The organism is Spirulina sp. 06S082 (assembly GCF_034932145.1).
Lineage (GTDB): Bacteria > Cyanobacteriota > Cyanobacteriia > Cyanobacteriales > Spirulinaceae > CCY15215.
The window spans coordinates 1-13,964 of record NZ_JAYGHV010000305.1; the positions used below are offsets into that span (position 1 = coordinate 1).

Annotated in this window: 16 protein-coding genes; 8 read left to right on the forward strand and 8 right to left on the reverse strand. The window is 42.8% G+C overall.

What is annotated here, in order from left to right:
* From VB714_RS19355 to VB714_RS19370, 4 genes are all read right to left on the reverse strand, one after another.
* On the reverse strand, nt 1-569 hold a 569-nt coding region (locus VB714_RS19355; protein ID WP_416309743.1), incomplete at its 3' end, for an ABC transporter permease.
* A 41-nt stretch (nt 570-610) separates the two neighbouring features.
* Nucleotides 611-1,792 (reverse strand): efflux RND transporter periplasmic adaptor subunit, encoded by a 1,182-nt coding sequence (locus tag VB714_RS19360; RefSeq protein ID WP_323226308.1) that lies wholly within the window; start codon nt 1,790-1,792, stop codon nt 611-613.
* Between the two features lie 47 nt (nt 1,793-1,839).
* Nucleotides 1,840-2,790, reverse strand: coding sequence for an NAD-dependent epimerase/dehydratase family protein (locus VB714_RS19365; RefSeq protein ID WP_323226309.1), 951 nt, complete (start codon nt 2,788-2,790; stop codon nt 1,840-1,842).
* A complete protein-coding gene (locus VB714_RS19370) occupies nt 2,787-3,923 on the reverse strand; it encodes a hypothetical protein (protein ID WP_323226310.1) in 1,137 nt (378 codons plus the stop codon). The genes VB714_RS19365 and VB714_RS19370 overlap by 4 nt, the downstream gene beginning before the upstream one ends.
* A gap of 135 nt (nt 3,924-4,058) precedes the next feature.
* Here VB714_RS19370 and VB714_RS19375 point away from each other — a divergent pair, with 135 nt between their 5' ends.
* The 7 genes from VB714_RS19375 (at nt 4,059) to VB714_RS19405 (ending at nt 10,607) form a co-directional block, all read left to right on the forward strand.
* Nucleotides 4,059-5,657, forward strand: a complete 1,599-nt coding sequence (locus VB714_RS19375; protein ID WP_323226311.1) for a B12-binding domain-containing radical SAM protein — start codon at nt 4,059-4,061, stop codon at nt 5,655-5,657.
* A gap of 50 nt (nt 5,658-5,707) precedes the next feature.
* A complete protein-coding gene (miaA, locus tag VB714_RS19380; RefSeq protein WP_416309744.1) occupies nt 5,708-6,619 on the forward strand; it encodes a tRNA (adenosine(37)-N6)-dimethylallyltransferase MiaA in 912 nt (303 codons plus the stop codon).
* Between the two features lie 251 nt (nt 6,620-6,870).
* On the forward strand, nt 6,871-6,993 hold the full coding sequence (locus VB714_RS19385; protein WP_323226313.1) for a hypothetical protein: 123 nt from the start codon (nt 6,871-6,873) through the stop codon (nt 6,991-6,993).
* Between the two features lie 29 nt (nt 6,994-7,022).
* The gene (locus VB714_RS19390) at nt 7,023-7,211 is read left to right on the forward strand and encodes a hypothetical protein (RefSeq protein ID WP_204104349.1); all 189 of its coding nucleotides are present in this window, start codon (nt 7,023-7,025) and stop codon (nt 7,209-7,211) included.
* A gap of 141 nt (nt 7,212-7,352) precedes the next feature.
* Nucleotides 7,353-7,895: a GIY-YIG nuclease family protein gene (locus tag VB714_RS19395; protein WP_323226314.1), complete on the forward strand. Its 543-nt coding sequence runs from the start codon at nt 7,353-7,355 to the stop codon at nt 7,893-7,895.
* Nucleotides 7,896-8,063: 168 nt separating this feature from the next.
* Complete coding sequence (locus VB714_RS19400; RefSeq protein WP_323226315.1) at nt 8,064-8,444, forward strand: hypothetical protein; 381 nt, start codon at nt 8,064-8,066, stop codon at nt 8,442-8,444.
* A 141-nt stretch (nt 8,445-8,585) separates the two neighbouring features.
* Nucleotides 8,586-10,607 carry an elongation factor G gene (locus VB714_RS19405; RefSeq protein WP_323226316.1) on the forward strand — a complete coding sequence of 674 codons (2,022 nt, stop codon included), beginning with the start codon at nt 8,586-8,588 and terminating at the stop codon, nt 10,605-10,607.
* A 76-nt stretch (nt 10,608-10,683) separates the two neighbouring features.
* On the opposite strand, the gene VB714_RS19410 is transcribed toward VB714_RS19405, so the two are convergent.
* The 4 genes from VB714_RS19410 to VB714_RS19425 are packed head-to-tail and all read right to left on the reverse strand — an operon-like array spanning nt 10,684 to nt 12,909.
* Nucleotides 10,684-11,073, reverse strand: a complete 390-nt coding sequence (locus VB714_RS19410) for a RidA family protein (RefSeq protein WP_323226317.1) — start codon at nt 11,071-11,073, stop codon at nt 10,684-10,686.
* A gap of 45 nt (nt 11,074-11,118) precedes the next feature.
* On the reverse strand, nt 11,119-12,069 hold the full coding sequence (locus tag VB714_RS19415; RefSeq protein WP_323226318.1) for a VCBS repeat-containing protein: 951 nt from the start codon (nt 12,067-12,069) through the stop codon (nt 11,119-11,121).
* Nucleotides 12,070-12,083: 14 nt separating this feature from the next.
* Nucleotides 12,084-12,392 (reverse strand): (2Fe-2S) ferredoxin domain-containing protein, encoded by a 309-nt coding sequence (locus VB714_RS19420; protein ID WP_323226319.1) that lies wholly within the window; start codon nt 12,390-12,392, stop codon nt 12,084-12,086.
* Between the two features lie 10 nt (nt 12,393-12,402).
* Nucleotides 12,403-12,909, reverse strand: a complete 507-nt coding sequence (locus VB714_RS19425; protein ID WP_204104123.1) for a molybdenum cofactor biosynthesis protein MoaE — start codon at nt 12,907-12,909, stop codon at nt 12,403-12,405.
* Nucleotides 12,910-12,998: 89 nt separating this feature from the next.
* On the opposite strand from VB714_RS19425, the gene VB714_RS19430 reads away from it, so the two are divergent.
* Nucleotides 12,999-13,964: serine/threonine protein kinase (locus VB714_RS19430; protein ID WP_323226320.1), on the forward strand; the 966-nt coding region annotated here is incomplete at its 3' end.

Sequence of the window (13,964 nt, forward strand, 5' to 3'; positions counted from 1 at the left end):
TGTATTTTTTGAAATAATCCAGAACCAGGCACATTAATCTCGGACACGACTACGACATTTTTTTGAAGTTTTTGAGTAATATAAGCTAAATTTGGTTGTGCTTTGCGCTCGAAGAGAACCATTTTTTCGGCTTTGATTTTGTCGAGATTTTCCTTGACTCCTGGTAAGGCGATCGCATCGGAATCTAAAGGTATTCCCAGCACCATAATACCGCGATGAAATACGGTTTTATCTTGAGAATTGCGCCAAAAGACCATCCCTCTATAAATAGGAGTCACAGATTCAACTTCAGGAAATTTTAGAGTTTGATAGAGGTGACGGGAAGAAAAAGTAAAAGTTGTCAGGAATTCTCTCGACCATGTATTTAATAAAAATATTTCTCCTTGAAAACTTTGGGGAAGTTCGATAAAACCATCTAAAAAAGCAGAATAAAAACCAATTTGCATAAAGAGTAAAACCACACTAAAAGCAATGCCTAGAATTGCCGCTAAAGTTTGGCTTTTCTGGTGTTGGAGTTGCAAAAGAGCTATCGGTATTTTTTGAAAACTTAGGATTAGTTGCTTAAGCATTTATTGTTCTCTTTCTTTTTCAAGGGTAAACTAAACATAAACTATTCGGTAATATAGATTTTGACTTCAACTTGGGAATTAATAAAATGAGAAACTTGTTGACTATCTTCTGGTTTGAGACGAATTTTAACTTCGATAATTCTGACATCAATATCTAAGGTGGGATCGTTACTCAAAACATTTCTTTTGCCAATTTGCGAACCGATCGCTTCTACTATTCCTGACAATTCCCTCGGAAAAATGCTACTGGTAATAATGGCTTTTTGACCAGGACGAATTTTGCCAATATCGGTTTCATAAACTTCGGCGATCGCATACATTTGCTGGGTTTGAGCCAGTTCAACAATACCGCCATTTTTAATACTTTCTCCTGCAAAAGTGTTGATTCTTAATACCTGTGCATCAAGGGGAGAACGAATATAAGCTAGGGCTAAATCGGCTTCTGCACGAGAAACAGCCGCGATCGCGCTTTCCAGTTCTGTGCGTGCAATGCGAACATCAACGGGACGCACTTCTCGCAGTTGATCGAGGGTTGCTTGTGCCTCTAAAATTTGATTGGGAAAGGTAGCATTGATTTTATTTAAAACGGCTTTAGCTGCACCGCGTTGTTCTGTTAATGCCTCTAATTGTAAGCGACTCTTGTTTAAATACTCTTGAGAAATTGCTCCCTCTTCGGCCAGTGGAACTAGAGTCTCAAAGTCATTTCTAGCACTATTTATCTCTGCTTCTAAGCTATCGATCTGTGCTTGTTGAATGGCAACTTCCCCTCGAAATTGTGCCTCTAAATTGGCAATTCTTGCCTCTTGTGCGGCAAGTTGTCCTTGTTTTACATCTCCCGTTTGTACTCGATCTAGCCTTGCTTGCACCAATTTTGCATCAATTTTTGCCTGTTCCACGGTTGCTTGAAGTTGGGTAATATTTTCTAGAATGGCAATGGTTTGTCCGCGTCTAATGCGATCGCCTTCTTTAACAAAAAGTCTCGCAACCCTTGCATTCGGAAAAGCCGACGATCCCGACACGGTAATAATTTCATCTTTGGGGGATATTCTCCCCAAAGCACTAATGACTTCTTCTTGTTCGAGAACCGATACGGAATTGGCAGAACTTTCCTCAACAGGTGTGCCAAAAAATCCCGATCGCAACAGTAAATAAATTGGCACACCTGCGATCGCTAATATAAAAATCGCAACTAGAGGAATTTTCCATCGGGATTCTAACTTCATAGGGAGATGCAAACTGTTGAATGGGGGATTTCTTTTCCTATTAATGACTAAATTGAATCATATAAAGTTTCTTTAAGGGAACGGGGTTGCCATCCCAACTCTCGACTTGCTTTGCTACTATTAATGCGAACGCAGCGATCGTAAAGATAATGAACTCGTTCTTTGCTAATGGGAGGATTCCAAGCAAATAAGCGTCCGATGGGATCGAGAATATTGCCGATCGCCCTCACCAAAAACTCCGGTAGTTCTTGAGGTGTCGGAATGCCCGTTTTTTGACCCAGCAAGGCGAACATTTCCCTCGTTTTGAGTTCCCCCGTGGAAATAATATAATGTTCCCCCGATTGGCTCTTTTCTGCCGCTAAAACCATTGCTTCTACCAGATCGTCTACATGAACGATACCCGTAATGCGATCGCCTCCCACCCAAAATTTCAACTTTCCCTGACAAAAGAGTTGCAACACCGGTCCAAAATGGGGATCGTCGGCTCCAAAAATTCCTGAAGGCATTAGACTAACAACGGGTAAACCCTGCTGGTAAAATTCATCCACTAATTCTTGTGCTTGATATTTTGTGCGATCGTAAGCAGAGGAAAAATTCTCTTGTTGTCGTTGAAATGTTTCATCAATAATTTCACCTCCCGTATCTCCATACACCCCAATCGTGCTGCAATAGACCATCTTTGAGATTCCAGATGTTTTAGATACCTCCAAAATAGCACGAGTGCCTTCAACATTAACTCGCTCCATTTTCGCTTCATCTACTAATCCCAATTCCACATAAGCAGCCAAGTGAAAAACGAGGTCTATCTCTTCCATTGCTGACTTCAAAATATCGCGATCGCAAATATCCCCATAAACCAGTTCCACATTGCAATCTTTTAAACGCGATAGATCGCTTGACTTGCGAACCAAACCTTTAACTTGATAACCGCGATCGCAGAGTAATTTCACCAAATGCGACCCCGTAAATCCGTTTGCCCCTGTTACCAATACTTTCATAATTCTTTCTCATAGACTCGATAAGTTTTATATATCTTTGCCCCTGTCGCTTCGATGATTTTTCGCGAAGGCGAATTATCTTCCCAAACCCAGGAGAGTTCCGACCAAACATAAGGTTTTTTCTTCTCCGTTCCTCCCTTCATACCCAAATAAATTAACCCTAAAGATACCATTTTGCGGCGATATTCAGGAAGAGAACCGATCGCGATCGTGCGAGTCGTCTTGATTTTACGACGATACCAGAGAAACTTGAGAATTCCCCAAAGATTCAGCCTGCCATTAACGTGCTTGAGAGCAATATTATAATTCGGCAAACACATAAATAAACCTACCATTTTCCCCTTATCTTCAGCAATAATAAAAATATCGGGATCTGCCAACTGTTGCAGATCCTTAGCTTCTGCCATAAACTCTTCTTCAGTGCGGGACGAAGAACTCCAATTATGACTAAAAGCAGTGGTGAAAAGATGATAAAGACCCCGTACATCTTCCTCAAAAGCATCTCCTTTCGTTCGCAAATTGCGGAAAGTAACCCCAGATTTGCGAGCAATATTGTAGCCTTTTTCGTACTTATAATCTAACGGTTTGTCAAGAGGCAAACTGTAAGCATAAGCATCCTTTGCCTTTTGCCAACCCGCCCTTTCAACAAATTCAGGATAATAGCGAGGATTGTAAGGCATCATCATCACAGGAGGAGAGTCAAAACCATCCACCAAAAATAAACAATTATTATGAGTAGAAAGATCGATCGGTCCTCTCACCACCGTCATACCGCGATCGCGCAGCCACTGACAAGCCATCTCAAAAAGCGATCGCGCCACCTCAAAATCCTCAACGCATTCAAAATAACCAAATAAGCCAACTTTTTCAGCCTCGCGATCGAGCAAACGTCGATTAATTGCCGCAACAATGCGCCCTAAAGGTTCTCCCGATGGCTGAGAAAGTGCAATAAAAGCCTGAAATTCTCCATACTGAGAAAAAGGATTGTCCTCGGCTAACTGTTTGGCCACACTTTCACGAAGAGGCGCTACCCAGTTCGGGTCATTGCGATAAACAATCTCGGGAACATCTAAAAAAATCTTTCGTTCTGTAGATGTATTAACGGGCTTAATCTGAAATTGATTGGAGGTCATTTTTTTTGGTTTTTGTCAATTTTTTATCGATGTAAAATTTTACGATAAAATTTTAGGTGAAATTTTATCCGTGCTAATCTACTATGTAGATACTCTTGTTAAGCTGTCAAACTTGCAAATCAAAAAATTTTTTTTATGAAAAAGTTACGAGTTTTACTTATATATCCGCTCTTTCCCAAATCTTTTTGGTCTTTTGACAAAGCGGTAGAACTCATTGGTCGCAAAGTCTCTCTTCCTCCCCTCGGTTTAGTTACAGTCGCGGCTATTTTACCGCAAACCTGGGAATTTCGTCTGGTCGATCGCAATGTTGTCCCAGAAACCGAAGCTGATTGGGAATGGGCTGATTTAGTCATTCTCTCAGGTATGATCGTGCAGAAGGCGGATATGCTGCACCTGATCGCGGAAGCCAAGCGCCGAGGTATCCCCGTCGCAGCAGGGGGACCCTCTGTAACCTCTACCCCTGAATACGCCCAAAAAGCGGGGATAGACTTCCTAATTTTGGATGAAGGAGAAATCACCCTCCCACTTTTCGTGGAAGCCCTAGAAAGGGGTGAAACCTCCGGGATTTTCCGCTCTGATGGGGTGAAACCCGACGTAACTACAACACCGATCCCCCGTTACGATCTGTTAGATTTGACCGCTTATACCGATATGTCGGTGCAGTTTTCCCGAGGCTGTCCTTTTCAATGTGAGTTTTGTGATATCATTGTTCTCTACGGACGCAAACCACGGACTAAAACTCCAGCACAATTGTTAGCAGAATTGCAAACACTCTACGATCTGGGTTGGCACTATTCTGTTTTTGTGGTAGATGATAACTTCATTGGCAATAAACGCAACGTAAAATTGCTCTTAAAAGAGTTAGCACCTTGGATGAAAGAGCATGATTATCCTTTTACTTTGATTACCGAAGCATCGGTAGATTTGGCGCAGGATGACGAGCTTTTAGAGTTGATGATGGCTGCTAATTTTAGCTCTGTATTCCTGGGAATTGAAACCCCAGATACAGACAGTTTAGAAATGACGAAGAAGTTCCAAAATACCCGAGATTCTCTCGTTGAAGCTGTCATGAAAATCAATCGTGTTGGCTTGCGAGTGATGGCTGGGTTTATTATTGGCTTTGATGGCGAAAAACCCGGTGCTGGCGATCGCATTATTAATTTTGTAGAAGAAACGGCGATTCCTTTTGCCATGTTCAGTATGCTACAAGCACTACCGAATACAGCACTCTGGACGCGATTACAAAAAGAAGGTCGCTTACTGGCAGAAACCAATGAGGTTGCAGGGAATCAAACCAATTTAATGAACTTTATTCCTACCCGTCCTATTGAAGACTTAGCGCGGGAATTCGTGCGCTGTTTTTGGGAATTATACGACCCCCATCGCTATTTAGGACGGGTCTATCGACATCATTTACAAATGAAGCCCAAACCCCATAAAAAGAAATTCAAAATACCAGAATTAATGGCATTGCGTGCCTTAGCGATTATTGTCTGGCGACAAGGGATTAAACGCAATACTCGCGTTCAATTTTGGCAACAAATCTTTTTACTTCTGCAAAAAAATCCCGGTGTTTTTCTGTCTTATATTACGACCTGTGCGAATCTCGAACATTTTATCGAGTATCGTGAAATTGTGCGGAATGAAATTGAAGAACAATTGGCAGAATTTTTGGCAGTAAAAGAGAAAGCAATCCAAGACAAAATTCCCGAACCCGTTCAATTAGCATCTTAAGAATCAGTAGGGGTTTGGTCTCCAAACCCCTACTTTATGAAGTTGAAAAAATGACAAACGATCGCGGTTTAATTGTCATTTGTGGTGCGACAGCGACGGGAAAATCGAGTTTAGCACTTTCTCTAGCACAACATTGGCACTCTATCATTATTAGTGCGGATTCTCGACAAGTTTACCGAGAGTTCGATATTGGCACCGCTAAACCCACCCTAGCAGAGCGAGAACGCATTCCCCACGCCCTCATCGATATTTGCGACCCGAGAGAAACCCTAACTCTAGCGGAATATCAAGCACAAGCACAAACCGCGATCGCGCACTCTTCCCAGACTCCCTTTCTAGTTGGAGGAACCGGACTCTATCTTAAAGCCATCGTGAAAGGGTTAAAAATTCCCCGCGTCTCCCCCCATTCCTCCTTGCGAGAGAATTTGGCGACCCTGGGACAAAAGCAACTTTATGAGTTTTTGCGCCAAGTTGACGCGATCGCCGCCGAAAAAATCCATCCCAATGATAACACCCGCACTCTAAGAGCATTAGAAGTATTTTATGTGACAGGAAAACCAATCTCTTCCCTACAAGGAGAAAATCCTCCAGATTATCCCATTTTGCAAATTGGCTTGGACTGCGATCGCGATCGCCTCAAAGACCGAATTAGTCAGCGCACCCAACAAATGCTCGATCTAGGATTAATATCTGAAGTAGAGAAACTTGGTCATAAATACGGTTGGGATTTACCCTTATTAGGAACCTTGGGATATGCAGAAATCAAACAATATCTTCTGGGTGAAATTTCCCTCGACAAAGCCAAAGAATTGACCATAGTACATACCTGCCAATTCGCCAAACGTCAGCGCACTTGGTTTCGCGCCTACCCTGAAATAGAATGGTTTGATGCACTGGTACCCGATTTAAGCGATCGCGTCTTACAAAGAATGCAAACTTGGAGAATAGATCATCAATCGTAGATTTGTGAGCGAGATCGCACTGTTATCCGGATTACATCACGACATCGCCAGAAAAAAATCACACCAGACACGAGGCTGCGATCGCAAGTTTTTCCTTAATTTGCTTGTAATCTAGAGTCAGTAGGAATACCGAAATGACTGAACCATACGCTCCCATCCCCCTTAAAAAGCAAAATCAGTTGAGAAATACCTCGAGATGAATCTGATGGGTTAGACCCCTTTGCGATCGCGATCGCTTAACCTCAGAATAATTGTCACGAGATATTCCCTTGCACCATCACCCAGATATTCCGGAACCATCACTCATTGTTTCGGTAAACGTCACCCATTGTCGGGGTTGCGATCGCGGTAATTTTCTCGAACCTGTCCGATAGTTAAGATAACGAGTTATACAGGGTTCGAGATGAAAAATTTACTCTTTGCATTTACTGGGGTTATCGCTTTCTTACTGATTGCACAATTGCTATACGCTAGGAATTATGCGGTTAATGCTCCCATTCAAAGTTCCAAGGACACTCAACAAGAGCAAGTGGGTTATACCCCTCCCGATCGCGGATTTCCAGCCATGACGCTTCCTTCTGGCACCCGCTAAGTTTTTATTTTTCCTGATTTTTCCTCAAAGCTCCCAAAATATTAAATATTGTTGCAAAGCCGCGATCGTAACTTGCCCGACAACCCTCGCTCTCCGGTATGATAGCAAAACGAACATTGAATTAAATAAATTAAAGTCCCTATGACCTCTCAGATTGATATTCCCACTTTGGCGAGTTTAGAATATATTCCCTATTTAGATGAAAGCGGTCAGATTGCCGAAGCATTGCAAAAAAAAATAGGCGTTTATGCTGTCTTCGATCGCGACAAAAAGATGCAAGTCGTCGCCTATTCCCGCGATATTTATCTAGGTTTAAAACAACATTTAATCCGCAAGCCAGAATTCTGTTACTGGCTCAAATATCAAACAATTGAGCGTCCCAGTCGCACGATTTTAGAAGATATTCGAGGCGCTTGGATTGAAGAAAATGGCGAGATTCCCCCAGGAAATGGCTCAGAACAAACAGCATGGAACGATCCTATTGATGCTAAAATTGCCATGACAGAAGAAGAGAAAGAAACCTATGGAAAGAGTGAAGATAAAAATCAAATAAAATTACTCAAAACCGTTGCCAGAAGAGTTGAAGCAGAACTGAAAGATAAACTCAAACAAACCAGAAATACAGATATGGAAATGCGCTTCAATGCCAAACTTAAAGAAAAAGGACTTTTGGATTTAAAGTAGAGACATTCAATTGCAGAGTGCATCTCAAATTTGTAAATCTATCCTTCAGTTAACAAGAAAAAACTTGCTCTAACACCTAAGTTTATTAAAAAAATCTGGATTTTACTTGTATCTCCTACCTAAAAGGCTACTTTAAATACTGGAAGTTTGAGTATTTAACTATTCAAATTGTTCCCTTCAAAAATGTTGCTCAACTCAACTTTGGAAAAATTGATGAAACGATTAATGACTCTTTTAATGACGGCTGTTTTAGCGATTTTAGTGGCTGTAAATTTCAATGTACAATCGGCTTTAGCACAGTTTGATCCCCAACTTGCACAGCACTGCCAAGAGGCGATAACCCTTTATCCTGAAGCTAAAGACAATCCCTACTTTATAGAAGATTGTGGCGAGATTCTAGGTATATCAACAGAGGATCAATGCCGCCGCTCCTTTAACGGAGAGTTAGATGATCGACTCGACTCTATCAGCGACCCCGACAGCTTCATAGATGGCTGCCCTCGTCTCGCGGATGAAAACCCCGGCGATGAAGAGTCAAATATAGATTAATCATCTCAATTCAGAGATAACTGACGTTAGATGCGATTCTAGCGATCGCAACGAAAATTGATGTTGCGATCGCTAACAACAAATCATAAACTCCCAACATCTCATAATAAAATGTAGCGTTTTTTAACCTGACTTAACCTTATGAAACAGATATTAGACCGCGCCCGTAATGTTGCCATCGTCGGACCTTACTCCTGCGGTAAAACTACCCTCCTCGAAAGCCTTCTCTCGGTGATGGGCGCGGTTGCGCGTAAGGGAAGCATTAAAGATGGTAATACCGTTGGAGATAGCTCTCCCGAAGCCCGCGATCGCGCCATGAGTGTCGAAATTTCCGTAGCCAGCAGCGACTACCAAGATATTCACTTCACCTTTCTCGACTGTCCTGGATCGATCGAATTTACCCAAGAGACCTATAATGCCCTCGTGGGAGCCGGAGCCGCGATCGTCGTCTGTGAAGCCGTTGCCGACAAAGTTCTCATTTTAGCACCGCTATTCAAATTTCTCGACGATTGGGAAATCCCTCACCTCGTTTTCGTGAATAAGCTCGATCGCTCCAAAGACAGCTTTATGGACATTCTCCACGCCCTGAAAGTGGTTTCCAGTCGTCCTCTGATCCCGCAACAATACCCCATTCGCCAGCAAGAAAAACTCGTCGGCTATATTGATTTAGTGAGCGAACAGGCTTATCACTATCATCCTGGCAGTCCCGCCGATCCCGTCCCCTTACCCCAACATCTTCAAGAAGAGGAAAAAGCCGCACGGGATGAAATGCTGGAAACCCTTGCCGACTTTGACGACCATCTTTTGGAAGAACTCCTCGAAGAAATCAATCCGCCTCAAGCTGAAATTCTTCAAGACCTGAAACAGAACTTAAGTGCAGATACGATCGTTCCCGTGTTTCTCGGGATAGCCGAAGGAGATTACGGGGTTCGCCCTCTCTTGGATGCCTTAGTGAAAGAAGCCCCGGATCCCGGCATTACGGCGCGACGGCGGGGACTCGAACCCGTTGCTGAGGGGGATGCCCTCGCTCAAGTCCTGAAAACCTATTACACTCCTCAAGGGGGTAAACTTTCCCTAGCACGGGTTTGGCAGGGTAAATTAAGCGATGGGATGCTTCTCAATGGCGTGCGGGTGGGGGGACTCTATCGCCTCATGGGACAGCAACAAGAGTCCGTTAATGATGCAACTGTCGGGGAAATTGTGGCGATCGCCCGCTTGGAAGGTATCCAAACTGGAGATACTCTCAGCAGCGGCCAAGATAGGCAAACCTTACCCACCGCCGAAAAAATCGCACCAGTTTACGCCCTTGCCATTACGCCCGAACGACGCAAAGATGAAGTCAAACTCAGCAGTGCTGTGAGTAAATTGCTAGAAGAAGACCCATCTCTGCATTGGGAACAACATGAGGATACTCGCGAGATTATTCTCTGGGGTCAGGGAGAAATTCATTTGCAAGTGTCTTTAGACCGCTTGCGCCGCAAGTATAATCTCCCCATGAGTACCCATTTACCCCGCATCCCCTACAAAGAAACTATTCGCAAAACCATCTCTTCCCACGGACGCTATAAGCACCAAAGCGGCGGTCATGGTGCCTTTGGAGATGTCTTTTTAGACATTAAACCCTTACAAAGGGGAGAAGGCTTCCAGTTTAGCGATACGATTGTTGGGGGTGTGGTGCCAAAACAGTATATTCCTGGGGTGGAAACGGGAGTACGAGACTATCTGGCAAAGGGTCCGCTAGGATTTCCCGTGGTCGATGTGTCGGTCAATTTGAGCAATGGTTCTTATCATGCGGTGGATAGTTCCGAACAAGCCTTTAAACAAGCAGCACGCATTGCCATGACGGAGGGGATGCAGAAGTGCGAACCGGTGCTATTAGAGCCTATTTTAGCGGTTAAAGTAGCCGCTCCTGCCAATTTTACCTCGAAGGTGTTGCAGTTGGTGTCGGGACGACGAGGACAAATCCTCGGTTATGAGTCTCTCTCGGGTTGGCAGCATTGGGATGAGGTGACGGCTTATTTGCCTCAAGCGGAGATGCACAATTTTATTATTGAGTTGCGATCTTTAACTTTGGGGGTGGGTTTCTTCCACTGGGAGTACGACCATTTACAAGAAGTTCCCGATAAATTGGCTCAAGAGGTTTTAGCGACTACTGCCGCGTAATTGCGATCGCATTTTATTTGCGTTTATTCTGTCATTACTTCTTGCAGTAAACAATGAGTTTGCGTTTATTCTGTCATTACTTCTTGCAGTAAACAATGAGATCGATTTCTACATCCCCCATTCCCGCTAAACCTACAACTCCTATTGTTGTACGGCAGGGCATTTTTCCATCTTGAAAATAGGAGGAATAAATTTTATTAACTGTATCAAAATAGCGCATATCGGTAATAAAAACTCGCGCCATTACCGCTTTATCTAAACTTGTTCCCGCTTCCGCTAATACTAATTTTAAATTCTCCATCACCCGTGCTACTTGCTCTTCGATCGCATCAATCAACATCTCTCCAGTTTCTGGATCTTCGGATAGTTGACCCGTCACAAACAGAAAATCTCCCGCGCGAATAGCATGGGGAAACGAGCCAAATAAAGGTAGTTTTTCATCCTGAAGGATAATTCTCTCAAACATTATTTTTAAAGATTTAAGCGCTAACTAATATTTAATCACTGAAATTTACCATTCGCGTACCTCAGATAATTTCACGGCAATTCCGGTTTTATTGACCACAATGGCATCCGCACGACCATTCCCAGTAATATCGGCAAAAGCAGTACTGACATCACCATAATAAATTCCTTGGGTCCAAGTTTCATTCGGTGCAAATGCTGAACCGGTAGACCGTCTTATGGTTACGCCATCTCGATTAACCACAATAGCATCGGCTTTGCCATCTCCCGTTACATCCGCAAAAAAAGCACCAATTTCACCAACATAGACATTATCAGTCCAAGTTTCCTTCATACCAAAACGATCGCCTCGCGATCGCTGCACGCTAATGCCCGTATTATCGACGACAATAGCATCGGCTTTGCCATCTCCGGTTACATCTGCAAAATACATTTCGCGATCGCCAGCATATTCCCCCTCAACCCAAGTTTCATTGGCTAAAAATTTAGTTCCTGTCGATCGCCCCACACCAATGCCATTATCATTGACGACAATAGCATCGGCTTTACCATCTCCCGTTACATCCACAAAAAATGTCCCTTTTGTGCCGTAATAAGGACGATCGACCCAAGTTTGAGGGGGAGCAAAATCCGATAATGTTGCTAGACTGACTCCAATGCCACTATTATTGACAACAATGGCATCGGTGCGACCATCTCCCGTTACATCCGCAAAGAAATTTCCTCGTTCCCCTACATAAGCATGACCAAGCCAAGGTTCAACCTCGGCAAAACTATACCCAGTAGAACGTCTGATCGTAATGCCGCTATCGTTAACGGCGATCGCATCAGCACGGCCATCTCCCGTTACATCCGCAAAAAAGATACCGCGATCGCCGTAATAAGGATTATCCAGCCAGGACTGTGTATTGCCAAATTGAGCGAGTTTTACCCCCAACAGGCTCAAAACGGCAACCCCGATAACAACAGCAGCAGCAATTTTATAATTGATTTTCATTGGTCAAAGCCGTGCTACGAAAAACTATAGTACGAATGAATACGAGGATGTAATTTTTCTGCAACGGGTTTGCCCTCGTGCAGATGTTGTTTGACAATGTGAGGTACATCTTCCGGGGAAAGGCGACAATACCATGTTTCATCGGGAATAATGCGGACATTAGGAGCCATATTACATTGTCCCAAACAATCCGAAGCAACAATTTCAACATCATCAGGAAGATCGGCAACTTGAAAGGCTTCTAACAATGCTTTTGCACCTTGAGCCAGACAGGTACAATTTTGACAAACGAGAACAGTGCGTTGCTGTTGTGAGGAGTTCATTTTGCTTAATTTAACAGTTTCCTTGTTCTTGTTCGCACGCTCCAATACTAACCCAACTGCTTGACCCATCTGCCCAATGCTCTTTTTTCCAAATGGGGGCATTATGTTTTAAAGTATCGATCGCATGACGACAGGCTGCAAAGGCTTCGGCACGATGAGGACAACCCACAGCAACTAAAACACTTATTTCGCCTACTTTTAAGCGTCCGATGCGATGATGGATAACAATGCGATTGGTATCCGGCCAAGTTTGGCGAATATCCGTGGCAATTTGTTGGAAAATTGCGATCGCCATTGGCTCATAAGCCTGATATTCTAGGAGCGTAACCGGTTGTCCGTCGGTGCGATCGCGTACTGTACCGCTCATGACGACAATGGCACCATTAGCCGCACTATCAGCCAAATGATAAACATTTTCGAGGGAGAGAGGGGCAAAAGTTATTTTTAAGCTATCTTCTGCGCGATCGCCCGCGATCGTCTGACTCGGGATAGACTGGGAATCGAAGACAAGACTCATAGCAGATGATCGTTGAGGTAGGATAGATAACTCGTGCCTTTTTACGTTCTTTTATTCTAACAACGATCGAGAAATTAGATTCAATTTCAATGAATGGAGCAATGCAGCGCTATAAAACACTCAAAAAATTGGGAGAATGTCCCGATCGCAACACAATTACCTTTCTGGCATTGGATACGATTACCCAGAAAACAGTTGTTGTGAAAAAAATTAATTTATCAACAACAGAAGCAAACAATATTCTCATTAAACAATATCAAGACAGAGTTAAAAGTTTACAAGAGCTAAAACATCCAGGAATCCCTCATTATCTTCATACTTACAAAGATGCAGATTCATTTTATGTTGTTCGAGAATACCTCGAACTCGATTCTCTTGCTAAAATTGACATAATTTCTTCCGATAACCTCAAAAAAATTATTCTTTCTCTCTTTGATATTTTAATTTATTTACAAAAGAAAGTTCCTCATATTTTGCATCAAAACCTGAAACCGGAAAATATTTTTATCGATTCTCATTTCACGGTTTATCTCGTAGATTTTAAAATTGCCGATCGCCTCTCTCAAAACATGGATGGCAATATGGATGGGAATATTGGTTTTCTATCTCCGGAACAAAGAAGAGGTCAAAAAAATAGTAAATCAACAGATTTGTACAGTATTGGTGCTACAATTATTTGTATTTTAACAAATACAAAATCTCAAAATATTACGCGACTTATTAATCAAGAGAATCGCTTTGTTTTTCGAGATAGATTGATTCATCTAAACTCAGATTTTTTGGATTGGCTCGAGAGAATGGTTAAGCTCAATCCCCAAGAGCGCCATCTCTCAGCTATTAAAGCTAAAGCAATTTTCAAACAAATCTCCATTGAAAAAATACAAGAAGTTGTTTTGAAGCATCCAGGCTTAATTTTTAAGTCTACAAAAATCAAAGAAAAACTAACTAAAACTCTCAGAGTTAAACGTTCACTTCCGACTTCAGTACAGGAAGGAATTTGGGAAGTCGCAACCCATCCAGGAGATTTTGCAGCAACTCCTCTCGCTCAGCCTTGG